The organism is Lysobacter sp. Root494, assembly GCF_001427225.1.
In the GTDB taxonomy this organism is placed as follows: Bacteria; Pseudomonadota; Gammaproteobacteria; order Xanthomonadales; family Xanthomonadaceae; genus Agrilutibacter.
Window position 1 is genome coordinate 47,969 of record NZ_LMFH01000006.1, and the last position, 21,642, is coordinate 69,610.

At 66.1% G+C, this 21,642-nt stretch carries 25 protein-coding genes; 5 read left to right on the forward strand and 20 right to left on the reverse strand.

The features are described 5' to 3' along the window. The 12 genes from ptsP to ASD14_RS09560 form a co-directional block, all read right to left on the reverse strand. Complete coding sequence (gene ptsP, locus ASD14_RS09505) at window positions 1-1,725, reverse strand: phosphoenolpyruvate--protein phosphotransferase (protein ID WP_056132558.1); 1,725 nt, start codon at window positions 1,723-1,725, stop codon at window positions 1-3. A 202-nt stretch (window positions 1,726-1,927) separates the two neighbouring features. After that, a complete protein-coding gene (locus tag ASD14_RS09510) occupies window positions 1,928-2,197 on the reverse strand; it encodes an HPr family phosphocarrier protein (RefSeq protein WP_056132561.1) in 270 nt (89 codons plus the stop codon). 14 nt (window positions 2,198-2,211) lie between these two features. Next, on the reverse strand, window positions 2,212-2,604 hold the full coding sequence (locus ASD14_RS09515) for a PTS fructose IIA subunit family protein (RefSeq protein WP_056132565.1): 393 nt from the start codon (window positions 2,602-2,604) through the stop codon (window positions 2,212-2,214). Between the two features lie 81 nt (window positions 2,605-2,685). After that, window positions 2,686-3,603 (reverse strand): RNase adapter RapZ, encoded by a 918-nt coding sequence (rapZ, locus tag ASD14_RS09520; protein WP_056132568.1) that lies wholly within the window; start codon window positions 3,601-3,603, stop codon window positions 2,686-2,688. Between the two features lie 5 nt (window positions 3,604-3,608). Beyond that, window positions 3,609-4,559, reverse strand: a complete 951-nt coding sequence (hprK, locus tag ASD14_RS09525; protein ID WP_056132572.1) for an HPr(Ser) kinase/phosphatase — start codon at window positions 4,557-4,559, stop codon at window positions 3,609-3,611. Window positions 4,560-4,718: 159 nt separating this feature from the next. Continuing rightward, entirely contained in the window at window positions 4,719-5,045 is a 327-nt protein-coding gene (gene raiA / locus ASD14_RS09530) for a ribosome-associated translation inhibitor RaiA (protein WP_056132575.1), read from the reverse strand. A 183-nt stretch (window positions 5,046-5,228) separates the two neighbouring features. After that, window positions 5,229-6,665, reverse strand: coding sequence for an RNA polymerase factor sigma-54 (locus tag ASD14_RS09535; RefSeq protein WP_056133467.1), 1,437 nt, complete (start codon window positions 6,663-6,665; stop codon window positions 5,229-5,231). 126 nt (window positions 6,666-6,791) lie between these two features. Then, window positions 6,792-7,511, reverse strand: a complete 720-nt coding sequence (gene lptB, locus ASD14_RS09540) for an LPS export ABC transporter ATP-binding protein (protein ID WP_056132579.1) — start codon at window positions 7,509-7,511, stop codon at window positions 6,792-6,794. Beyond that, a complete protein-coding gene (gene lptA, locus ASD14_RS09545; protein ID WP_235565370.1) occupies window positions 7,511-8,005 on the reverse strand; it encodes a lipopolysaccharide transport periplasmic protein LptA in 495 nt (164 codons plus the stop codon). Before lptA ends, lptB begins: the two co-directional genes overlap by 1 nt. Before the next feature lie 43 nt (window positions 8,006-8,048). Then, entirely contained in the window at window positions 8,049-8,618 is a 570-nt protein-coding gene (gene lptC / locus ASD14_RS09550; protein ID WP_056132585.1) for an LPS export ABC transporter periplasmic protein LptC, read from the reverse strand. Next, entirely contained in the window at window positions 8,615-9,193 is a 579-nt protein-coding gene (locus tag ASD14_RS09555) for an HAD hydrolase family protein (RefSeq protein ID WP_056132587.1), read from the reverse strand. The genes lptC and ASD14_RS09555 overlap by 4 nt, the downstream gene beginning before the upstream one ends. A gap of 51 nt (window positions 9,194-9,244) precedes the next feature. After that, the gene (locus tag ASD14_RS09560; protein WP_056132590.1) at window positions 9,245-10,261 is read right to left on the reverse strand and encodes a KpsF/GutQ family sugar-phosphate isomerase; all 1,017 of its coding nucleotides are present in this window, start codon (window positions 10,259-10,261) and stop codon (window positions 9,245-9,247) included. A gap of 101 nt (window positions 10,262-10,362) precedes the next feature. Between ASD14_RS09560 and ASD14_RS09565 the strand changes: the two genes are divergently transcribed. Further along, window positions 10,363-10,593: a BolA family protein gene (locus tag ASD14_RS09565; RefSeq protein WP_056133469.1), complete on the forward strand. Its 231-nt coding sequence runs from the start codon at window positions 10,363-10,365 to the stop codon at window positions 10,591-10,593. A 1-nt stretch (window position 10,594) separates the two neighbouring features. Continuing rightward, window positions 10,595-11,869 carry a UDP-N-acetylglucosamine 1-carboxyvinyltransferase gene (gene murA, locus ASD14_RS09570; protein WP_056132593.1) on the forward strand — a complete coding sequence of 425 codons (1,275 nt, stop codon included), beginning with the start codon at window positions 10,595-10,597 and terminating at the stop codon, window positions 11,867-11,869. Between the two features lie 107 nt (window positions 11,870-11,976). On the opposite strand, the gene ASD14_RS09575 is transcribed toward murA, so the two are convergent. Genes ASD14_RS09575 through purM form a run of 4 tightly spaced genes read right to left on the reverse strand, consistent with a single transcriptional unit; the run spans window position 11,977 to window position 15,125 of the window. Next, window positions 11,977-12,669, reverse strand: a complete 693-nt coding sequence (locus ASD14_RS09575; RefSeq protein WP_235565389.1) for a DUF3108 domain-containing protein — start codon at window positions 12,667-12,669, stop codon at window positions 11,977-11,979. A gap of 8 nt (window positions 12,670-12,677) precedes the next feature. After that, window positions 12,678-13,427 carry a DUF3108 domain-containing protein gene (locus ASD14_RS09580; protein ID WP_082538886.1) on the reverse strand — a complete coding sequence of 250 codons (750 nt, stop codon included), beginning with the start codon at window positions 13,425-13,427 and terminating at the stop codon, window positions 12,678-12,680. Then, complete coding sequence (gene purN / locus ASD14_RS09585) at window positions 13,424-14,089, reverse strand: phosphoribosylglycinamide formyltransferase (protein ID WP_056132596.1); 666 nt, start codon at window positions 14,087-14,089, stop codon at window positions 13,424-13,426. Before purN ends, ASD14_RS09580 begins: the two co-directional genes overlap by 4 nt. A 19-nt stretch (window positions 14,090-14,108) precedes the next feature. Then, window positions 14,109-15,125, reverse strand: coding sequence for a phosphoribosylformylglycinamidine cyclo-ligase (gene purM / locus ASD14_RS09590; RefSeq protein ID WP_056132599.1), 1,017 nt, complete (start codon window positions 15,123-15,125; stop codon window positions 14,109-14,111). 157 nt (window positions 15,126-15,282) lie between these two features. On the opposite strand from purM, the gene ASD14_RS09595 reads away from it, so the two are divergent. The 3 genes from ASD14_RS09595 to hda are packed head-to-tail and all read left to right on the forward strand — an operon-like array spanning window position 15,283 to window position 18,223. Further along, window positions 15,283-16,344 carry a DUF2066 domain-containing protein gene (locus tag ASD14_RS09595; RefSeq protein WP_056132602.1) on the forward strand — a complete coding sequence of 354 codons (1,062 nt, stop codon included), beginning with the start codon at window positions 15,283-15,285 and terminating at the stop codon, window positions 16,342-16,344. Further along, on the forward strand, window positions 16,344-17,504 hold the full coding sequence (locus ASD14_RS09600) for an AI-2E family transporter (RefSeq protein WP_056132606.1): 1,161 nt from the start codon (window positions 16,344-16,346) through the stop codon (window positions 17,502-17,504). Before ASD14_RS09595 ends, ASD14_RS09600 begins: the two co-directional genes overlap by 1 nt. Beyond that, window positions 17,501-18,223, forward strand: coding sequence for a DnaA regulatory inactivator Hda (gene hda / locus ASD14_RS09605; RefSeq protein ID WP_235565372.1), 723 nt, complete (start codon window positions 17,501-17,503; stop codon window positions 18,221-18,223). The genes ASD14_RS09600 and hda overlap by 4 nt, the downstream gene beginning before the upstream one ends. A 43-nt stretch (window positions 18,224-18,266) precedes the next feature. On the opposite strand, the gene ASD14_RS09610 is transcribed toward hda, so the two are convergent. The 4 genes from ASD14_RS09610 to cysK all read right to left on the reverse strand — a co-directional run bounded on the left by ASD14_RS09610 (window position 18,267) and on the right by cysK (window position 21,622). Continuing rightward, window positions 18,267-18,791, reverse strand: coding sequence for a hypothetical protein (locus ASD14_RS09610; protein WP_056132609.1), 525 nt, complete (start codon window positions 18,789-18,791; stop codon window positions 18,267-18,269). A 14-nt stretch (window positions 18,792-18,805) separates the two neighbouring features. Next, window positions 18,806-19,513, reverse strand: coding sequence for an N-acetylmuramate alpha-1-phosphate uridylyltransferase MurU (gene murU / locus ASD14_RS09615; RefSeq protein WP_056132612.1), 708 nt, complete (start codon window positions 19,511-19,513; stop codon window positions 18,806-18,808). Beyond that, window positions 19,510-20,514: a phosphotransferase gene (locus ASD14_RS09620; RefSeq protein WP_056132614.1), complete on the reverse strand. Its 1,005-nt coding sequence runs from the start codon at window positions 20,512-20,514 to the stop codon at window positions 19,510-19,512. The genes murU and ASD14_RS09620 overlap by 4 nt, the downstream gene beginning before the upstream one ends. 130 nt (window positions 20,515-20,644) lie before the next feature. Next, window positions 20,645-21,622, reverse strand: coding sequence for a cysteine synthase A (gene cysK / locus ASD14_RS09625; protein WP_056132618.1), 978 nt, complete (start codon window positions 21,620-21,622; stop codon window positions 20,645-20,647). Between the last annotated feature and the right edge of the window lie 20 nt (window positions 21,623-21,642).

Here is a 21,642-nt window from a genome sequence, read left to right on the forward strand (position 1 = left end):
TCAAGGGCAGGGCTGGTGCGACCGCACCCAGGCTTCGATACCTGCGCGATCGCGTGCGCGGGTGAGTTGTGGCAGGTCCTTGCGCAGCGCGGCGAGGTCGCATTCGCGGATCACCCGGCGCACTTCCAGCAACGTGTTCGGATGCAGGCTGAATTCGGTCAGCCCCAATGCCAGCAGAAGCGGCGCGTAGAGCGGGTCGCCCGCCATTTCGCCGCAGACCGCGATGGGTTTGCGGCGCAGGCGCGAGAGGCGGATGACATCGCGCAGGAGCCGCAGGACCGCCGGGTGCAACGGTGTGTAGAGGTCGGCCAGCGCCTCGTTGTTGCGATCGGCCGCGAGCAGGTACTGCAGGAGGTCGTTGGTGCCGATGGAAAGGAAATCGACGGTGGAGATGAAGCCCGGTAGTGCGAGCGCGGCAGCAGGCACTTCGATCATCGCGCCCAGTGGCACGTGATCGGCGATCTCGTGGCCCTGCGTGCGCAGGTCGCGCGCGACACGCTTCAACTGCGTGCGCACTTCGTGGATTTCCTCGCGGCACGTGACCATCGGTACGAGGATGCGCAACGGCCCGTAGCCTGACGCGCGCAGCAATGCGCGAAGCTGCGTCTCGAGCAGGCCGGTACGCGCGAGCGACAATCGCACGCCGCGCAGACCGAGTGCGGGGTTCGGTTCGTCGCGCAGCGCCAGGCCGGTGCGGTCGGCCTTGTCGGCGCCAAGGTCGAGCGTGCGGATGGTGACCGGCCGGCCACTCATGCCGAGCACGACATCGCGGTAGGCGCGGAACTGTTCTTCCTCATCCGGCAGTTCATGCCGTTGCAGGAACAGGAATTCGGTGCGGTACAGGCCGACGCCGGTGGCGCCGAGTGCGTGCGCTTCGGCGACGTCCTCCCGCGATTCGGCGTTGGCGTAGAGATTGATGTCGACGCCATCGATGGTGCGGGTCGGTTCGCGGCGCAGGCGATGCAGTTCCTTGCGCTCGCGGATGTATTCGCGCTCGCGCAGGCGATGCGCGCGCAGGTCGGCGGGTGCTGGTTCGACGACCACCAGTCCGCTGCCGCCATCAACGATCAGCGCATCGCCATCGTTGATCTTCAGCAGCGCGCCGGGCACGCCGACGATCAGCGGCAGGTGCAGGCTGCGGGCGAGGATGGCGCTGTGCGAAAGGGTGCTGCCGGCCGCGGTGATGATCGCGACCACGCCCTGCGCCTGCAGCTGCGCGAGCTCCGCTGGCGCTATGTTGTCGGTGACCAGGATTTCGCCAGCCACGCCTTCGGAACCGTTCTCGCGGCTGTGCAGCGCCGAATGGATACGGCCGACGACCTGGTCGATGTCGTCGATGCGGCTGCGCAGATAGGGGTCGTCCATGCCGGCGAAGACGGCGGCGATGCGGTCGCGCTGCAGGCGCAGTGCATAGTCGGCCGTGTAGCGGCCGGTCCGGATCAGCGTGTCGAGGCCCTGGAGCAGTTCCGGGTCGTCGAGCAGCAGCGCATGCAGGTCGAGGAACTCGCCGATCTCGTGCGCGAGCGCGCCATGCAGCCGCTCGCGCAACGCATGCATTTCCGTGCGCACGGTGTCGATCGCGCGCTGCAGGCGTGCGCGTTCGGCTTCGACCTGGGATTCGGGGATGTGCTCCTCGGCGACTTCCAGCGCGTGCGGGAGGCGGATGCGTGCGCGCCCCAGAGCGCTGCCACGCGACGTTCCCAGCCCTTTGAACTCCTGCCGCATGCTTAGGGCCTGCCAATGCCTATGGCGCGGACCGCACCGGGCCCATTCGGGCCCGGCCCTGCGGGTTGCTTCCCAATGGCCGCCATGCGGCGCCGCGTGGCTTGACCTTGCAGGCAGCAAGGCGCAGCCCCACGCAACACCACCTGGCAGCCATTGGAAAGCAATGCACTCTGTGCCATAGGCATTGGCAGGCCTCGGCCCCTTAGCTGTCTTCGTCGAAACGGCGCTCGAACAGCGCACACACGGCCTCGGCCGTAGCGTCCTCGTCCTCGCCTTCCACGCGCAGCTTCACCTGCGTGCCCTGGCCGGCAGCGAGCAGCATCACGCCCATGATGCTCTTGGCGTTCACTTCGCGGCCCTTCGCCGTAAGCGTGCAACTGCTGCGATACGGCGCGAGCAACTGCACAAGCTTGGCCGTCGCACGCGCGTGCAGGCCCAGGCGGTTGCTGACGGTGAGTTCCCTTTCGATCATGGCGTCAGCAGTCCTCAGGCCTCGTCGATGATCACGCCGTTGCGCGCACCGGCGCCGGCGACGGAGGGCAGTTCATCGAGATCCTGCTCGGCGTAATTCATCACCCGCAGCAGCATCGGCAGGCTCAGTGCGGACACGCGGCGAACCGGCGTGCCCAGCCGTGCGACCTTCGCCGCGAGGTTGCTGGGCGTGGCGCCGTAGAGATCGGTCAGCACCAGTACGCCCTGGCCGCCGTCAACGCGGCGCAAAGCCGCGCTGGCGAGCGGAAGCAGTTCGTCCGGATCGCCGTCGAAGGGCACCTCGAGCACTTCGGTGCGCAGCGGCAGCGTGCGCAGCAACCGCGTGGCCACGGCCAGGATGGCCGAGCCGATGCCTTCATGGGTGATGAGCAGGACGCCGACGGACATGCCTGCAACTTATCAGAGCCGGGTTACGGTCAGGAAGCGTCCGGATGGACGGTTTTGTTGCCCAAATGGAAGGCGCCGCGGTTAGTCCAATTCCCGATGGTGGACGGCGACTTCCTCCCAGCCCTTCTCGCGCGCGTGCTCGGCGAGGCGTTCGGCCAGGTACACCGACCGGTGGCGGCCGCCGCTGCAGCCAAACGCAACCGTCACGTAGCTGCGGGTGCCTTCCGACTTCAGCTTCGGCAGCCAGGTATCGAGGAAAGCGCTCACCTGTTCGACGAACAAGCCGACGTCCCGGTCGGCATCGAGGTATTCGCGCACGGCGGCGTCGCGGCCCGAAAGCGGGCGCAGGGTGGCATCCCAGTGCGGGTTCGGCAGGGCGCGTGCATCGAGCACGAAGTCGGCGTCGGCGGGTACGCCGTGGCGATACGCGAACGACTCGAACAGCAACGACACGGTCGCATCGCTGCCGAGCCCGAATTCTGTGATCACGTGCCGGCGCAGCACGTGCACGTTCATCTCGCTCGTGTCGACCACGGCATCGGCGATCTGGCGAAGCGGGCGCAATACCTGCCGTTCCAGCGCGATCGCATCGACCAGCGACAAACCCAGCGTGCTCAACGGGTGGCGGCGGCGCGTGTCGGCATAGCGCTTGAGCAGCACTTCGTCGCTCGCGTCGAAGAACACCAGCTTGGGGTCGAGGCCGAGCGTGCCAACGGCCGACAGCCACTCGGGCAGGTTGGCGAGGTCGCGGCGATTGCGCACGTCGATGCCGACGGCGAGCTTCTCGGGCGCATTGCTCTGCCCGGTGACGCTCTGCACGAACTGCGGCAGCAGCTCCGCCGGCAGATTGTCGACGCAGTAGAAGTCGAGATCCTCGAACGTGTTGAGCGCGACCGACTTGCCGGAGCCGGACATGCCGCTGACGATGATGAGGGTGGGGGCAGCGGTAGTGTTCACGTGTGCGTCGCGGAAAGAAGGAGTGGCGTTCGCGTCGTTCATTGCAATCACTCGGCGCGTTCGAGGAAATGGCTGTGTCGCGCCATGAAGGCGGCGGCAGGATCGACGCCTTTCGCGCGCAGGATATGTGTGCGGGTGGCGGCTTCGGTGAGGACCGCGAGATTGCGGCCGGGCATGACGGGCAGGGTGATCATCGGCACGTCGAGGTCGAGCACGCGGCGCGCACCCAGGTCGCCAGTGATGCGTTCCATGCCGCTGGGCTGAGGTTCCAGTGCAGGCTTGGTGAGGTGCACGATCAGCCGCAGGTACTTGTTCTTCTTGACCGACGTGTCGCCGAACATCTGTCGCACGTTGAGCACGCCCAGGCCACGCACTTCCAGCAGGTCCTGCAGCAGGTCCGGGCAGGTGCCATCGAGTACGTCGGGTGCGATCTGGGTGAATTCGGGAGCGTCGTCGGCGACGAGGCGGTGGCCACGCGTGACCAGTTCCAGCGCGAGCTCGCTCTTGCCGGCGCCGGATTCGCCGGTGATCAGCACGCCGATCGAATAGATCTCCATGAAGACGCCGTGCAGCGTGATCCGCGGCGCGAGCTTGCGCGCGAGGTGGTACTGCAGGTGGTTGAACAGTTCGTGCCCGCGCTTGGGCGATACCCACAGTGGGGTATCGCTTTCCTCGGCGAGCCGGCGCAGGTCTTCGGGACACGACTGGTTCTTGCTGATCACCAGCGCAAGCGGCCTGAAGTCGATGATCTTGACGATCGTGTCCCAGCGCTGGCGTGAATCGAGCGCGTCGAGCCACGAGAGTTCCTCGCTGCCGAGGATCTGCACCTTGTTGGGATAGATGATGTTGAGGTAGCCGGCCAGCGAGGGGCGACGCGAGACCGTGTCGCCGGCTTCGAGAATGCGTTGGCCGCCAATGCGCTCGCCCGCCAGCCAGCGCAGTCCCAGCTTGTCGTGTTGCTGCTCGAAAAGCTGCGCCGCGCTGATGCTCTGGTTCATGCTGCCGCTCCGCTTGCCGCCCCGCGCAATGGTAACTGGCCAGGCGAGGCGATGCGGAACGAGCAGATGAGGAGCCCACAAAAGGCAAGGGACGGATCCGGAGATCCGTCCCTTCCAGGTTCAATGCTTGCACCGCCCGCTGCGGGGCGGTGGCGCACTTCAGGCAAAGTCGCCGTTGCGGGCGAGGCTTTCGCCGCGATGATGGTCGACGATCTTTTCCTTGTGCTTGACCAGCAGGCGATCGAGCTTGTCTGCAAGCAGGTCGATCGCGGCGTACATGTCGATCGCGGCGGCGTCGGCGTGGAGCACGCGGCCGGCGATGGTGACGGTGGCTTCGGCCCGGTGATCGGGTTTGTCGAGCCTCAGCTGGGTACGCACATCGAAGGGTTGGTCGAAATGCCGTTGCAATCGCTCGAGCTTGCTTTCGACGTAGTCCCGGAGCGCGTTGGTGACTTCGATCTGCTGGCCATAGGTTTCGATACGCATCGTTGACCTCCTCACGTCACTGGCTTCGGGTGAGTCCATTCAACGCCTCTTTCCGGTGAATGGCAATGCGACGTAAGGCGGGGGAAAAGATGGCCGAAAAATATCGTTATTCGACACACCTGAAGCCATCAAGTTGGCCTTTGACGGTTTCAATTCCAACCGTGTGGCTGGGTGCAGCGAGCGTCACATCCGCACGCGATCCTGCGAAGACGGGATGCTCATGGCCTCGCGGTACTTCGCCACCGTCCGTCGAGCCACAGGAACGCCGGTCGCCTTGAGCGACTCGGCAAGCCGTGCGTCGGACAGCGGCTTGCGCGGGTTCTCGGCTTCGATCAGCTGGCGGATCATGGCCTGGATGGCCGTGCTGGAGGCCTCGCCGCCGGTCCCGGTGTCGATGCCGGAGGCGAAGAAGGAGCGCAGCGGAATGGTGCCGCGCGGGGTGCGCGCATATTTGCGCGCGACTGCGCGCGAGACGGTCGATTCGTGCAGGCCGATTTCGGCGGCGACTTCACGCAGGGTGAGCGGACGCAGCGCGCTGTCGCCGAACTCGAGGAAGGCCGCCTGTTGACGCAACAGGCAGCGCATTACCTTGAGCAGGGTGTCGCCGCGCGCTTCCAGGCTCTTGAGCAGCCAGCGCGCTTCCTGCAGGTGGCCGCGAAGATAGTGCGCGTCGGATGCGCTGGCGTGGCGGATCATGCCCTCGTAGCCGCGATGGATGCTGATGCGTGGCCGCATGCTGTCGGCGAGCGTGACGCGCCACAGGCCGTGCTGTCGCCAGATGACGACATCGGGCGCCACGTAGGTGTCGTTGGTTATGGCACCAATCTGCAGTCCGGGCTTCGGATCGAGCGAGCGCAGCAGCTGCACGGCGGTTTCGACTTCGCAAGGGTCCAGCTTGAGTTCGGCGGCGATGCCCGCAACGCCGACCTTGGGCAGGCGCTCGAGCGGACCGTTGGCCAGCGTGTGCGCCAGGGCCCTGCCGGGCGTGTTGCCAGGCAGCGTGGCGAGCTGCAGTCCCAGGCATTCGCCGAGCGTGCGTGCGCCGACGCCCGCGGGATCGAAGCGCTGTACCTGGTGCAGCACCATGAGGATCTCGTCCGGCTCGGCACGAATGTCGGCGCTCAATGTTTCGGCGATGGCTTCGAGGGAATCCCGCAGGTAACCGTCGTCCTCGATTGCCTCGATCAGCGTGACGGCGATGAGGCGATCGCGTTGCGACAGCGGGCTCAGGTGCAGCTGCCACAGCAGGTGGTCCTGCAGCGTTTCGCTCTCGGCGACCTGTTCGGCGCCAGGCATCTCATCATCGGCATCGGCGGGGCCGGTGCGTTCGTACCAGGTTTCGCCATCGCCGGGACCCCAGTCGGCCTCGGCGGGCGCGAGTGTTTCGGTTTCGTAGCGGTCTTCGGTCTGCGCGGTAGTGCTGGTGCCATCGGCGTGACTGGCGTCGGCTTCGACGGACACGCTGGATTCGGTCCAATCCAGCAACGGGTTGGTTTCGACCGCCTGCGCGATTTCGACTTCCAGTTCCGCCGCGGACAGCTGCAGCAGCCGGATGGCCTGCCGCAATTGCGGCGTCATCACCAGCTGCTGTCCTAGCGTGGCCTGGAGGCGGGGTTTCATAAGGAGTTCGTACGGATTCTGGCGGGACCGGCGGCCGATGCGCCGGGAACGCCATTCCATCATGCACGCCGGGGCGCGAAGCGTCGATCCTGCCTGTTCAGTCCGGAAGTGTTTCCGGAACCGGAGTCACAGGCGGAACGTGTCGCCCAGATAGACGCGGCGCACGTCGGGATTCGACAGCAGCGCGTCGGGCGAACCCTGCGCGAGCACGGCGCCTTCGTTGAGGATGTAGGCGCGGTCGCAGATGCCGAGCGTCTCGCGCACGTTGTGATCGGTGATCAGCACGCCGATGCCGCGGTTCTTGAGATGCCGCACGATGCGCTGGATCTCGCCAACCGAAATGGGATCGACGCCGGCGAAAGGCTCGTCGAGCAGCATCAGGCGCGGCTTCGCGGCGAGCGCGCGAGCGATCTCCACGCGGCGGCGTTCGCCGCCCGACAGGCTCGCGCCGATCTGGTCGGCCACGTGCGTGATCTGCAGTTCGTCCAGCAGGCTGGCGAGTTCCTTTTCGATGCCGGCCTTGTCCAGGTCCTCGCGCAGTTCGAGCACCAGGCGGATGTTGTCGGCCACGCTGAGCTTGCGGAACACCGATGGTTCCTGCGGCAGGTAGCCGACGCCGTGCTTGGCGCGCGCGTACATCGGTTCGGCGGTGATGTCCTTGCCATCGAGGACGATCTGTCCGGCATCGGCGGGCACGAGCCCCACGATCATGTAGAAGCAGGTGGTCTTGCCGGCGCCGTTCGGGCCGAGCAGGCCGACGACTTCGCCGGCTTCGAGCGTCAGGGCGAAATCGCGTACGACTTCCCGCGAACGATAGGCCTTGCGCAGGCCCTTGGCCGCCAGCATCAGTTCGTTCCCTTCTTGGGAGCGGGCTTGGCAGGCGCCGGCGCGGCGCGGCGCGGCTGGATGGTCATCTTGACCCGGCCGGTGCTGTCGGAGCTGCTGTTCACCATGCCGGTCTTCATGTTGTAGACCACGCGCGGGCCGGAGAGGCTGCCGCGCGGCTGCTGGATCCTGACGTCGCCGGTAAAGACGACGACTTCGGTAGTGAGGTCGTAGTCGACGCGGCCAGCCGTGGCATTCATGGGCGTTCCATCGTCGAGTTGCTGGCTGAGTTTCACCGGGCCGCCGACGAGTACCGCGCGGACCGGATCGCCGCCCCGGGTCGTGATCGTGGCAGTGCTGGCTTCGATCTTCAGCGAGCCCTGTGAGATGTTGACGCCCTGGGAGAGCACGGTCGGCGTGCGGTCGTCGAGCGCGCCGCTGGAATTGCCCGCATCGATGTCCATCGCCTGGTTGCGATCCGAGGAACGCGCCCACGCACCGGGCGCCGCCAGCATGAGCAACGTGCCTGCGCCAACCAGGAGAGCGGCGGCAAGGGGCTTAGCGGGCAGTGGGGACATAGCGGTGGTGAACCTCGGACTTGAACGAGTAGCGCTTGCTGGCCAGGTCCAGCTTGAGGCCGCGGCCGGTCAGTATAGAGCCCGGTTGGGTGATCACGACCTTGCCCGGAGATGCGGCATGGCGTGTGTCCGGGTAAACATTCAGTTGCTGCGTGGCCATGGTCGTTGCCGGTCCGGTCAGGCCCGAGCTGACGGCGTTTACATCGCCGCGCAGGCGCAGTTCGTCGCCTTCGCTGCTGACCCAGCCGTTTTTCGCGCGCACTTCCCAGGCATCGTTGCCGGTGCCTGCTCCCGGCGGAATCAGGAACAGCGGCGTCGCCACGTCCATCGTTTTCTTGTCAGGATCGCGGGCCAGTCGCGGCGCGCGCAAGGTGAAGGACTCGCGACCCTGCGGATTCAACGACGTGAGTTCGAAGTCGATCAGCACATAGTCCGCGCGTGCGGCGACGCCGGTCGGCGCGGTTTCCTTGCTGCGCTGGGTCCAGACCGACCAGCCACTCGCGATGGCTCCCGCCAGCAACAGCACCGTCACGATCGCGCGCCAGTTCATGCCTTGCCCTCGATGCGTTCTCCCTGCAGGCGGGTGACTTCGGCCAGCAATGTATCGGCATGTCCCTGCGCTGCGAGCAGCAGGTCGCAGAACTCGCGCGCGGCACCGTGCCCCGCGCGGATGCTCGTGCGCCAGTGCACGCGTTCGCGCACCCATGGATGTGCGCTACCGGGAGCGACGGACAATCCGACCTGCGACATCACTCGCAGGTCGGGCAAGTCGTCGCCCATGAAGGCGACTTCGTCGAGGGTGATGCCCAGCCGTGCTGCAATTTCCTGCACGCAGGCGAGTTTGTCCTTGACCGCCGTATGCGCTTCCAGGCCCAGTTCGGTCGCGCGCTGTTCGGCGATCACACTGGCGCGTGCAGTAACGAAGGCCACGGCGATGCCCGACTTGCGCAGCAGCACCAGTCCCTGCCCGTCGTGAACGTGGAAGGCCTTGAGCTCGACGCCTTGGCTGTCGAAGAACAGGCGCCCATCGGTCAACGTGCCGTCGACGTCGAAGCACGCGAGCCGCACGCGGGACGCGCGCTCGCGGATGTCGGCCGGATAGTCGTTGAGATGGTTGTAGGGCATAGGCCGGATCGTTGTCGTTGATTCGATGCGAGTGAAGAACGGCGGTAGCCGTTAGACCACCCGCGCCCGCAACAGGTCATGAATGTTCAGCGCACCCACGACGCGATGGTCCGCGTCGATCACGAGCAGGCCACCGATCTTGTGCGCTTCCATCAACTGCGCAGCTTCGACCGCGAGCGCATCGGAACCGATCGTCTTGGGCGAGCGCGTCATCACATCGGCGATGCGTGTATTGCGCACGTCCACATTGCTGTCGTCGAGCGCGCGACGCAGGTCGCCGTCGGTGAACAGTCCAAGCAACCTGTCTTCGCCATCGACGATCGCGGTCATGCCCAGGCGCTTGCGGCTCATCTCGACGAGCGCTTCGCTCAGGGTGGCATCGGCGCCCACGCGCGGCACGTCGGCGCCCGCGTGCATTACGTCGGAAATGTGCAGCAGCAGGCGGCGGCCCAGCGCGCCGGCCGGGTGCGAGCGGGCGAAGTCGTCGGCGGTGAAGCCGCGGGCTTCCAGCAGGGCGACGGCCAGCGCGTCACCCATCGCCAGCGAGGCGGTAGTGCTCGAGGTCGGGGCGAGATCGAGCGGGCAGGCTTCGGCAGGCACGCTTACGTCGAGGTGCACGTCGGCTTCGCGCGCGAGCGAGGAATTCGCGCGGCCGGTCATCGCGATCAGCTTGTTGCCCTGGCGGCGCAGCACCGGCAGCAGCAGCAGGATCTCGTCGCTCTCGCCCGAATACGACAGGGCGAGCACGACGTCGGCGTCGGTGATCATGCCCAGGTCGCCGTGCGCGGCCTCGCCGGGGTGCACGTAGAAGGCGGGCGTGCCGGTCGAAGCCAGCGTAGCGGCGATCTTGCGGGCGATGTGGCCGGACTTGCCCATGCCGGTGCAGACCACGCGGCCGCGGGTGTCGAGCACCAGCCGGCATGCCGCGCTGAAATCACCGTCAAGGCGCGCGGCCACGGCGGTCAGTGCCTGCGCTTCGATCTCGAAGACACGGCGGCCGCTGTCCGCAAGCGCGTTGCTGGAGTCGGGAGGGGAGGTGGGCGAAGTCGCCATTTCGGACATTGCCATTTAAGGCCGGGGGGCTTTCCGTTAGGCTAATCCATTCATTTTATGCGCAAAGTGCCGTGCGATGCCCGCACGGTGCCGCCGCAACGACGGAACAGACCGAATTGAACGCAGACACCATCCGCCAACTGATCGAACAGGGCCTGCCCGGCGCCCGCGCTGACGTGCGCGGCGACGACGGGGTCCACTTCGAGGCCACCGTCGTATCCGAAGCCTTCCGCGGCAAGTTGCCGCTGGCCCGCCACCGCATGGTCTACGCGACGCTCGGCGATCGCATGGGCGGGGAAATCCACGCGCTGGCCCTGAAAACCGTCACGCCGGACGAGGCCACCTGACATGCAGAAGATCGTGGTTGAAGGCGGCCTGCCGTTGAACGGCGAAGTCCAGATTTCCGGTGCCAAGAACGCGGTGCTTCCGATCCTGTGCGCGACATTGCTGGCCGACGGTCCCGTCGACATCGGCAATGTCCCTCACCTGCACGACGTGATCACGACGGCCAAGCTGCTGGGCGAACTCGGTGCCGGCATCACCATCGATGAGGGCACGCTCGGCAAGGGACGCAGCATCACCGTCGATCCCACCACGGTGCACAGCCACGTCGCGCCCTACGAGCTGGTGAAGACGATGCGCGCTTCGGTGCTGGTGCTCGGACCGCTGCTTGCGAAGTACGGGCAGGCGGAAGTCTCGCTACCCGGCGGCTGCGCGATCGGTTCGCGCCCGGTGGACCAGCACATCAAGGGCCTGCAGGCGCTAGGCGCGGAGATCAGCGTCGACCACGGCTTCATCAAGGCGCATCGCAACGGACGCCTGAAGGGCGCGCGCTTCGTCTTCGACGTGGTCAGCGTCACCGGTACCGAAAACGTGCTGATGGCGGCTGCGCTTGCGGAAGGTACTTCGGTGCTGGAAAACGCGGCGATGGAGCCGGAGGTCGTCGACTTGGCCGATTGCCTCAACGCCATGGGCGCGCAGGTCGAGAACGCCGGCAGTGGCCGCATCATCGTGCACGGCGTGGAGCGGCTGCACGGTGGTTCGCACCAGGTGCTGCCTGATCGCATCGAGACAGGCACGTTCCTGGTCGCCGCGGCAATGACTGGCGGCCGCGTCACGACGCGCCGGAGCCGCGCCGATACGCTCGATGCGGTACTCGAAAAGCTGCGCCAGGCCGGCGCCGAGATCACCGTGGAAGACGATCGCATCACCCTCGACATGCACGGCCGCCGCCCGCGCGCGGTCGATCTGGTCACGGCGCCGTACCCGGCATTCCCTACCGACATGCAGGCGCAGTTCATGGCGCTCAACTGCATTGCCGAAGGCGCGGGCGTGATCAACGAAACGATCTTCGAAAACCGTTTCATGCACGTCAATGAACTGCTGCGCCTCGGCGCCGACATCCGCGTCGACGGACACACCGCGGTCGTCCGTGGCGTGGAGAAGCTGAGCGGCGCACCGGTGATGGCGACGGACCTGCGCGCCTCGGCTTCGCTGATCCTCGCGGGACTGGTGGCGGATGGCGAAACCACCATCGATCGCATCTACCACCTCGATCGCGGCTACGAGAACATCGAGGAGAAGCTGTCGGGTCTCGGGGCGAGGATCCGTCGTATCAGCTGAGTAGTGGCCAGCGTGCGTTTTGCGCACGTGCTGTCGCATGTCACCGTGCGTATCGCACGCTACGAAAAAGCCCCGCAGTGCGGGCTTTCTGTTCCTGCGAATCGCGCTCAGCGCAGTGCGGTCAGGCGCAGGTCCATCTCGTCCTGCCCGCCCTTGCGGCGCAGGATGCGCACCGGCGCAGGCATCCCATCGACGACCCAAACAAGTTCCTGCTTGTCGCCATCGACCCGGATGACCTTGGTCGCCTGGCGCGCCTTGCCGGCGATGGTGATCGATTCCTTGCCGCTCACCTGGTAGTTCAGCTGCTTGACGCGTCCGTCGTCGACCATGCGATACCGCAGCGGCTTGCCCGCGGCGACGTCGCGGGCAAGCGCGAGATTGATCAGCATCGCATCGAGATCGCCGTTCAGCAGTTTCACCGGTCCGGCGCGATCGGCCTTCACGTCGCCCGTCCAGCGCGCTTCGCCGCGCGACCAGTCGTAGATCGCGTTCTTCTGCTTGCGCTTCACCAGCAGCGCCGAGGTGTCGCTGTTCGAAATCGGGCGCCACTGTCCATTGCTGTCTTCGAAGACGGTTGTCTGGTTGAGGTTGGCCATTGAGCCGCCGATGTCGAGGCTGTAGCGCCAGCGGTTGCCGCCGGTCTGGGCCAGCACCATGCGGCCGATGCCCTGTACGCCGAGGTAGTTCGCCTGGTATTCGGCAGTGAACGGCTTGATCTCGCCGGCCGCGGATGCAGCGGCGCTCGCCAGCACCAGGGCGGCGGCCGTAAGCCAGGTCTTCAGCGATTTCATGGGGGTCATCTTCATCATCATTGCGCTCCCTTGTACTCCACCAGGCGCAGGTCGTACTTGTCCTCGCCGTTTTCACGCTGCAGAAGGCGAACCGGCGTCGGCACGCCATCCACCACCCAGATCACCGTTTCCTCGTTGCCCGCCTGCGCGCGTGTCACGCGCATCGCGCTGTAGCTCAATTCGCCGATCTTCACGTCTTCGATCTGGCTGGAAACGTCATAGCGATGATCGCGAACGCGTCCGTCGTCGACGAAGCGGTATTGCAGGGACTGGCCCGGCTGCGCGTCGCGGATCACCGCCAGGTTGATCAGGAGGCCGCTCTGGTCGCCATCCTGCAGGGTAACCGGCACGCGTCGGGACTCCTTCACATCGCCGGTCCAGCGTCCCTGGTGCGTGCGCCAATCGTAGACACCCACGGTCTGCTTCTTCGTGAACACGGTCTTGCGCACGGTGCTCTGTGCCAGCGGCCGATAACGGTTGCCCGCTACATCGAAGACGGTGCTCTGCTCCGCGGCAATCCCGGCCAGGCCTACCCAGCCGGTGCCCTTCATGTCGAGGTCCACGCGCCAGCGTCGTGCATCGTTCTTCACGACGCGCATCACCGCGTCGCCCAGTACGTGACCGTCCTTGAACACCTGGTATTGCGCGACGAACGGCTCGAGCGCGCGGGATCCATGGCTGGCTTCAGTCGCGACGGGTGCAGCCGGTTCCGCCATCGCGGGGGCAGCCAGCAGCGCGACGGCGAAAAGAAGAATGCGAAACGTCATGCGGGGAAGTCCTGGATCAGGCGGTTGCAGTCATCGAGTTGCAAGGGTGCGTGGAGCGGGCGTCTGCCGTAGTGCACGCCGCCGCTCTCCCATGTGATGCGACCCGTGGAGATTTCGCGGAGTGTCGCGACGAGCAGCGGGTGTTCGCGTTGCAGTACCCGCTCGGCGAGGCGCGCCACATCGTCGTCGGCTTCGATTGCAACACGCGCCTGCGCGATGACCGGCCCGCCGTCGAGTTCCGGCGTCACGTAATGCACGCTGGCGCCATGCATGCGAACACCAGCGTCGAGCGCCTGCTGATGCGTGCGCAGGCCCTTGAACTCGGGCAACAGCGAGGGATGGATGTTGATCATGCGGCCGATCCGTGCAGCGACGGCGGCGTCGCTGATCAGGCGCATATATCCGGCACAGACGATGAGATCGGGCTGAACTGCGTCGACCAGGCTGAACAGGTGTTCATCGAATTCGCTACGTGAGGCGAAACCGCGTGGCGACAGCGGCCGCGCTTCGACGCCGGCATCGCGCGCATGCGCCAGTGCCGGCGCATCGGCCTTGTCCGAAAACACGCCCACGACTTGCGCATCGAGTTCACCGCGTGTGATGGCATCGAGAATGGCCAGCAGGTTGCTGCCGCGGCCGGAAGCGAGGACGGCGAGGCGCATCAGCGACGACAACGACCGATCAACTGATGCGCAAACGGTTGTCGCTGCCCGCGGTGACCTGGCCGATCTGCCAGTGCGCCAGGCCGAGCCGATCGAGATCGGCGTTGATCGCGGCGACATCCGCCGGCGCGACCATCAGTACGAAGCCGATGCCGCAGTTGAACGTGCGCCACATCTCCTCGCGCGGCACGTTGCCTTCGCGCTGCAGCCAGTCGAACACCGGCGGCAGTGGCCATGACGACGTGTCGATCTCGAGTCCGAGCGATTTCGGTACGACGCGGATGATCTTTTCCACCAGCGCGCCACCGGTGACGTGCGCCATCGCGTGGATGTCGTGCTTAGCCAGCAGTTCGAGCACGGGCTTCACGTAGATGCGCGTGGGTTCCATCAGTGCATCGGCCAGTTTCACGCCGCCAACGTCGAGGTCCAGAGGATTGCCCGCACGCGCGAGGATCTTGCGGATCAGCGAATAGCCATTGGAATGCGGACCGCTCGACGCGATGCCGATCAGCACGTCACCCTGCTGCACACGGCTGCCGTCGAGCAGGTTCGCCTTTTCGACCGCGCCGACAGTGAATCCGGCGAGGTCGTATTCCCCCGGCGGATACATGTCGGGCATTTCGGCCGTTTCGCCGCCGATCAGCGCACAACCGGCGATTTCGCAGCCCTTGGCGATGCCGCCGACGACATCGACCGTGGTGGCGACATCGAGCTTGCCGGTGGCGAAGTAGTCGAGGAAGAACAGCGGCTCGGCGCCCTGCACCAGCACGTCGTTCACGCACATCGCGACCAGGTCGATGCCGATCGTGTCGTGGCGGTTGAGCTGCTTGGCCAGGATCAGCTTGGTGCCCACGCCGTCGGTGCCCGACACCAGCACCGGTTCCTTGTACTTGCCGGAGAGGTCGAAGAGGCCGCCGAAGCCGCCAATGCCGCCGCCGAGGACTTCCGGGCGCAGCGTCCGCCGGATCGCGGGCTTGATGCGTTCGACGACTTCATTGCCTGCGTCGATGTCGACGCCGGCGTCACGGTAGGTCATCGGTGTGGGCATCGGTCCAGAAGCGGGCGGGGTAGAGTTGGTCACAAGGGCGTCGCGGGGCGGAAGAACGGCGATTTTACCAGCCGTGACCGCTGCGAATGGACGTCTCACCGCCCGTGGGGCACCATTTCGGCAGCTTCATCGACCAGGGACAGCAATGGTTCGCGCATTTCGAGGGTTCTGGCTGGCTGCATTGCTGCTGGTTTGCTTCACCGCCACGGCGCAGCGCGTCGAAGGCGACCGCGCCAGCGCACAGGGCCCCTACGAGGCCGAAGTGAGCGTCAACGGGCAGGGCGAAGCGGAGCGCAACACCGGCTACGCCCGCGCGCTGTCGGCGGTGCTCGCGAAGCTGTCCGGCAGCCGCAACATCTCCAGCCAGCCGGGCGTCGGCCAGGAACTGCGCCGCGCCAAGGAATACGTGAAGGGCTACGACTATCGCCAGGACGAGGGCGTGGGTCCCACGGGCGCGCCGACCTTCGGCACCACCCTCATCGTCCGTTTCGACAAGGACGAGGTCGACGACCTAATCGAAACCCTCGGCCTGCCGGTGTGGCCGATGCCGCGGCCGAAGCCGGTGCTCTGGCTCGGCATCGATGACGGCAAGGGCCCGCGCCTGGTCGGCCTGTCGCAGGCGAACGCCGCGCGCACCGCGCTCAATCGCGCGAAGGATCGCGGCTTCGCGCTCGGGCTCCCGAGCGGCAATGCCGCCGAACAGGCCACCGTCGGCGCGATCTGGCGTGGCGACAGCGCCGCCGTGGCGCGTGCCTCGCTGCGCTATTCGCCGCCCATGCAGCTGATCGGCAAGGTGTACCGCAGCGGCGCGGAATGGAAGGGCGACTGGACCTTCGTCGACAACGGCAAGGTGTTGTCCACCTGGAGCACCACCGACACCGACGCGCGCCGCGTGATCGCCACGGGCGCCGACGGCGCCGCCGACGCATTGACCAAGCGATACGCGAAGCGCAGCGCGACGGGTACTCCGGGAACCTATGCGATCACCTTCACCGGCGTCGACAGCAGCGACGATTACATGCGTCTCGCCGGTTATCTCGACAACCTGCAGATCGTTCGCAAGATCACGCCGCAGCGCGCCACGCCGGAAGGCGTGACACTCGCACTCGAACTGCCGACGGGACTTCCCGGGTTCAAGCGGATGGCCATGCGCGATGGCGTGGTGGTGCCCGCCGAAGACGACATGCCTGTGTACCACTTGCGCTGATGGACTCGCACGCTTCCCTCTTCGAGATCGCCCGGTTCCTGCGGCGACTGCAATGGACCGCGCTCGCACTGGGCGCGTTGTGGCTGTTGTGGCTGCTTGCGCCGGTGCTGACGCCGTTCGTGATCGCCGCGATGCTCGGCTGGCTCGGCGACCCGCTGGTCGATCGCCTCGAACGCACCGGCCGTTCACGCAATACGTCGGTGGTCCTGGTGTTCTCCGGGATGGCGCTGGTGGTGGCAATCGTGCTGGTCATCCTGGTGCCGCTGATCGAGCGTCAGATAGCGACCCTGATCTCGTCGTTGCCGAGCTATCGCGACTGGTTGCTGCGGACCGCGATCCCGTGGCTGGAAACGCGTACGCGGATGGAGATTTCCACCTGGCTGGATTTCAACCATCTCGTGGAACTCGTGCGCACCAACTGGGAACGCGCCGGTGGCGTGGCCACGACGCTGCTCGGTTACCTGTCGCGATCGGGTTTCGCAATCCTCGGCATGGTTGCAAACATCGCGCTGTTGCCGGTGCTGACGTTTTTCTTCCTGCGCGACTGGGACCTGCTGATCGAACGCGTGGGTTCGCTGATCCCGCGCGCGCACCTCGAAGTCGTTTCGCGGCTCGCGCGCGAATCCAGTGACGTGCTCGGCGCCTTCCTGCGCGGGCAATTCCTGGTAATGATCATCCTCGGCGTAATGTACGGGCTGGGGCTGTGGGGCGTGGGTCTCGACCTCGGCATCCTGATCGGCATCATCGCGGGCCTGCTGACCTTCGTGCCGTATCTCGGTCCGGCGAGCGGCATCATCCTCGGCTGCATCGCCGCACTCGTGCAGTACGGCGACTGGCAACACATTGCGGGCGTGCTGATCGTGTTCGGCATCGGCCAGGTGATCGAAAGCTACTGGCTGACACCGAAGCTGGTGGGCGACCGTATCGGCCTGCATCCCGCGGCGGTGATCTTCGCCGTACTGGCGGGCGGGCAGTTGTTCGGCTTCCTCGGCATGCTCCTTGCGCTGCCGATTGCGGCGGTAGCGAACGTCCTGCTGCGCTATGCCGAGCAGCGTTACACGCACAGCCGCCTGTACGCAGGCGAGCAGACGGCGGTCGTCGTGGTCGCACCTGTCACTGAAGCACCAGAGACTACCGCGGCGGAGCGCCAGCCCGAGTGAGCCGCACGGTGCGAGGCGTACCGCAGCTGCCCCTGGCATTGCGGTATCCGCCGGACCAGCGACTGGAAACATTCGTGCGGGCGCCTGGGGGTGCCGTCGCGCACCTGCGGGCCTTGGCCAGCGGCGAAGCGACGGCATCGATGCCGCGCGAGGCGCTTTATCTCGCCGGTCCCACGGGCGTGGGCAAGACGCATCTGCTGCTCGCGACATGCGCGGCGGCGGAAGCAGCAGGACGCCGTGCCGCGTACCTGCCGCTGGTTGCGGCCGCCGGGCGCGTAAGCGAGGCCCTGTTGTCGCTGGAAGGCAATGACCTTGTCGCCCTTGACGGCCTGGAGGTCGTCGCCGGAAATCGCGAAGACGAGATCGCCCTGTTCGACGCCCACAACCGCGCCCGCGCCGCGGGCGTCGCGCTCCTTTATGCCGCGCGCGACATTCCCGATGCGATCGGCCTGGGGTTGCCCGACCTGCGTTCGCGCCTGGGGCAGGCAACGCGGATCACGCTGGTCCCGCTCGATGACGAAGGCCGCCGCGAAGTCCTGCAGCAACGCGCGCACCGGCGCGGATTGGTGCTCGAGGACGCGGCACTGGAGTGGCTGCTGAAACGCGTCGGCCGCGAACTCGGCGGCCTCACTTCGATGCTCGACCAGCTCGATCGCGCATCGCTCGCGGCGCAGCGGCGCGTGACCGTGCCGTTCCTGAAGCAGACCCTGGGCTTCTGACTCTCCCGTGGGTTCCAGCCACTTCGATGGCAGCGTTGTTCGATTACGGTTTGGGTTTGGGCGTCCAGTTCACCGACCAGACGACTGATGCGATCTTCCAGCCCTGTTCGGTCCGCAGCAGGTGCCACGCTTCCTTGCCATGGTTGGTCTCGCGACCGTTATTGAGGAAGCTGTAGTCGAAGAACACCGAGGCGACGTCGCCATCGGTCTCGATCCTGGCGTTGCGGAACTGCTCCTCGCTGCGGTCCGGGCTGTTGACGATGCCGTCGATGAAGGTGACCGGAGTGCGCTTGAGGTCGACCTTCGCCTTCACGGCCTCCGGCTTCCCGTCGCGCAGACGCATGAAGTTGTCTTCGCCCACGACGCTCTGCCAGGTGATGTTTTCGTGCAGGAAGAGGGCGGTAAAACGGGCCTTGTCCTTGTCGATGATCGCGGTGCGAAATGATTCGATCACCGCTTCGATCTGCGGCTGCGCCGCGGTCTCGACGGACAGGGTCGCGGCCTGCGCGCACGCACCGAACGGAAATGCGCCGCAGAGCAGGGCTGCCGCCAGGGTCTTCGTGAACATCCTTATTCCTTTCTTCAGGGGGTTGGAGTTGTGAGCTCGGCGTCGAGGTGCGACAGGCGTTCTGGCGTGCCGACGTCGGTCCAGCGGCCTGCGTGGTGCTCCCCGGTAACGCGCTCGTGAGGCATGTGTGCCTTGAGGATCGGCGCAAGGCGGAAGCGGGGTTTTCCATCGCTTGTTTCGAATTCGCCGACGATGGATTGCCAATCGGCCAGGAGTTGCGGCCGGTAAACGCCCAGGCCGGAATAGGTCAGCGGGTTGGCTCCGTGGGCGCGGACGTAGCCATCGGCGTCGAGAGCGAAATCACCATGTGTCGCGTGTGAGGGACGATCCACCATGACGAGATGCGCAAGCCCTTCCGGTTCGCGGGGAAGCCTGGCGAAGTCGTAGTCGGTCCAGATATCGCCGTTCACCAGCAGGAAGGGGCCATCGCCAAGGGAAGGCAGCGCATTCCACATGCCGCCGCCGGTTTCGAGCGGCGTCGGACCTTCGTACGAATAATGCAGGCGCAAGCCCCAACGTCCGCCGTCGCCCAGCGTCGCGGGGAACTGCCCGGCCAGCCAGCTGGTATTGATGACGACATCGCGTACGCCGATCGCTGCGAGCTTTTCCAGGTGCCACACGATCAGCGGTTTGCCGCCGGCAACGAGCAGCGGCTTCGGGGTGTGGTTGGTCAGCGGGCGCATGCGCTCGCCGAGGCCGGCGGCAAAGATCAGTGCTTTCATGCGGCGACTCGCTGCATGGCCGGACGGATGCGGGTATCGAGGAGTTCACGCAAGGCGGCGAGTTCCGGATACCGCGGCAGCACTTCGTCGAGATAGACGATGAAACGCGGCAGGTCGGCGATGTATTTCGACTTCGCGTCGCGGTAATGCAGGCGGCAGAAGATGCCCAGGATCTTCAGGTGGCGCTGCACGCCGAGCCAGTCGGCGTCGCGCTGGAAGCGCGGGAGCGGCGGTACCGGCAATCCGGCTTCGAGCGCGCGTGCGTGGTAGAGCGCGAGCCATCCATCGACGCGTTCCAGTGGCCAGCTGAGGAACGCATCCTTGAACAGGCTGATCGGGTCGTACGCGATCGGGCCGCTCACGCAATCCTGGAAATCGAGCACTGCCGGCCCGTCCACTACCGGCATGAGATTGCGCGGCATGAAGTCGCGATGGGTGAGCACGCGCGCTTGCGCAAGCGCGTTGTCCATCAGGCGGCGCTGTACGAGCTGGAGCTTCTCGGCTTCGCCACAGTCCAGTTCGATGCCGAGGTGCCTGCGCAGGAACCATTCCTCGAACAGCCCCGCATCGCGTTGCAGCAGCGCTTCGCCGAATTCGCCGCCGCCTTCCGGTAGCGCGATCTGCTGCAGCTTCAATAGTTGCGCGATCGCAGCGTCGAAGTGCGCGTCGGCGTTGTCGGCAGTCAGCATCTGCGCAAGCGTGGGTCCGCCCAGATCCTCGAGCAGCAGGAAACCCGCGTCGACATCGCGTGCCAGTACATGCGGCACGCGCACGCCACCGGCTTCGAGCACGTCGCGCATGCGCAACCAGGGTTTGGGATCCTCGAGTTCGGGCGGCGAGTCCATCACGATGACCGTTCCGTCCAGTGCATCGCCGCGCCAGTAACTGCGGAAGCCCGCATCGACGGATGCGCGCTGCAACTCGAGCGAGGGATTGCCGGTGGCGGCGCGGGCCCAGGCGAGTCGGGTGGCGGCGCGGGCATCGGAAACGGCCTGGGTCATGCGTTCATGGCTGGAAAATCGACAGCCGCCAGCATAAACGCGCTGCCTGCCCATCTGCGCGGCCGCATTCCACAGTAGAAGGGCCCGCTTGCGCGGGCCCTTGTGTTGCCAGTCACGTTATGAAGCGGCTTCAGGCGGCGACGGCGCCGGCTTCCAGCGATGCCAGCCATTCGTCATCCGAGCCTTCGGCGACGCCTTCGAACAGGAACGTCGACAGGTAACGCTCGCCGGTGTCCGGCAGCATCGCCAGCAGTACCGAACCTTCCGGCGCGCGCTCGGCGATCTGCAACGCTGCGGCGACGGTGGCGCCGGCGGAGATGCCGACGAAGACGCCTTCTTCCGCGGCCAGGCGACGCGACGTGTCGCGTGCGACGACATCGTCGATCGGCAGGATCTCATCCGCTATCGTGCGGCTCAGCACGCCCGGCAGGAAGTCCGGCGTCCAGCCCTGGATCTTGTGCGGCGCCCATTCCTTGCCCGAGAGCAGCGCGGCGCCGGCGGGCTCGCTGGCAATCACCTTGAGGCCGGGACGCGCGAGCTTCAGCACTTCGCCGGCACCGGTGATGGTGCCGCCGGTGCCCCAGCCGCTGACGAAGTAGTCGAGACGCTTGCCGGCGAAATCGCGAAGGATTTCCGGCCCGGTGGTACTGCGGTGATAGGCCGGGTTCGCCTCGTTCTCGAACTGGCGCGCGAGGAACCAGCCGTGCCTGTCCGCGAGTTCCTTCGCCCTGCGCACCATGCCGCTGCCGCGTTCTGCGGCGGGCGTCAGGATCACTTTCGCTCCGAACGCACGCATCAGCTTGCGGCGCTCGATCGAGAACGTTTCAGTCATCACGGCCACGAATTTGTATCCGCGTGCTGCGGCGACCATCGCCAGGGCTACGCCGGTGTTGCCGGAGGTCGCTTCAATGATGGTGTCGCCCGGCTTCAGCAGGCCCTTCTGTTCGGCATCCAGCACGATGGCGAGCGCGAGCCGGTCCTTCACCGAACCGCCGGGGTTGAAGGCTTCGTTCTTCGCATACAGCGTCACGTGCTTCGGCGCGATGCGCTGCAGCTTCACGATGGGCGTGGAGCCGATGGTGTCGAGGATGCTGTTGTAGATGGTCATTGGGGTCTTCTGCTGCTAAT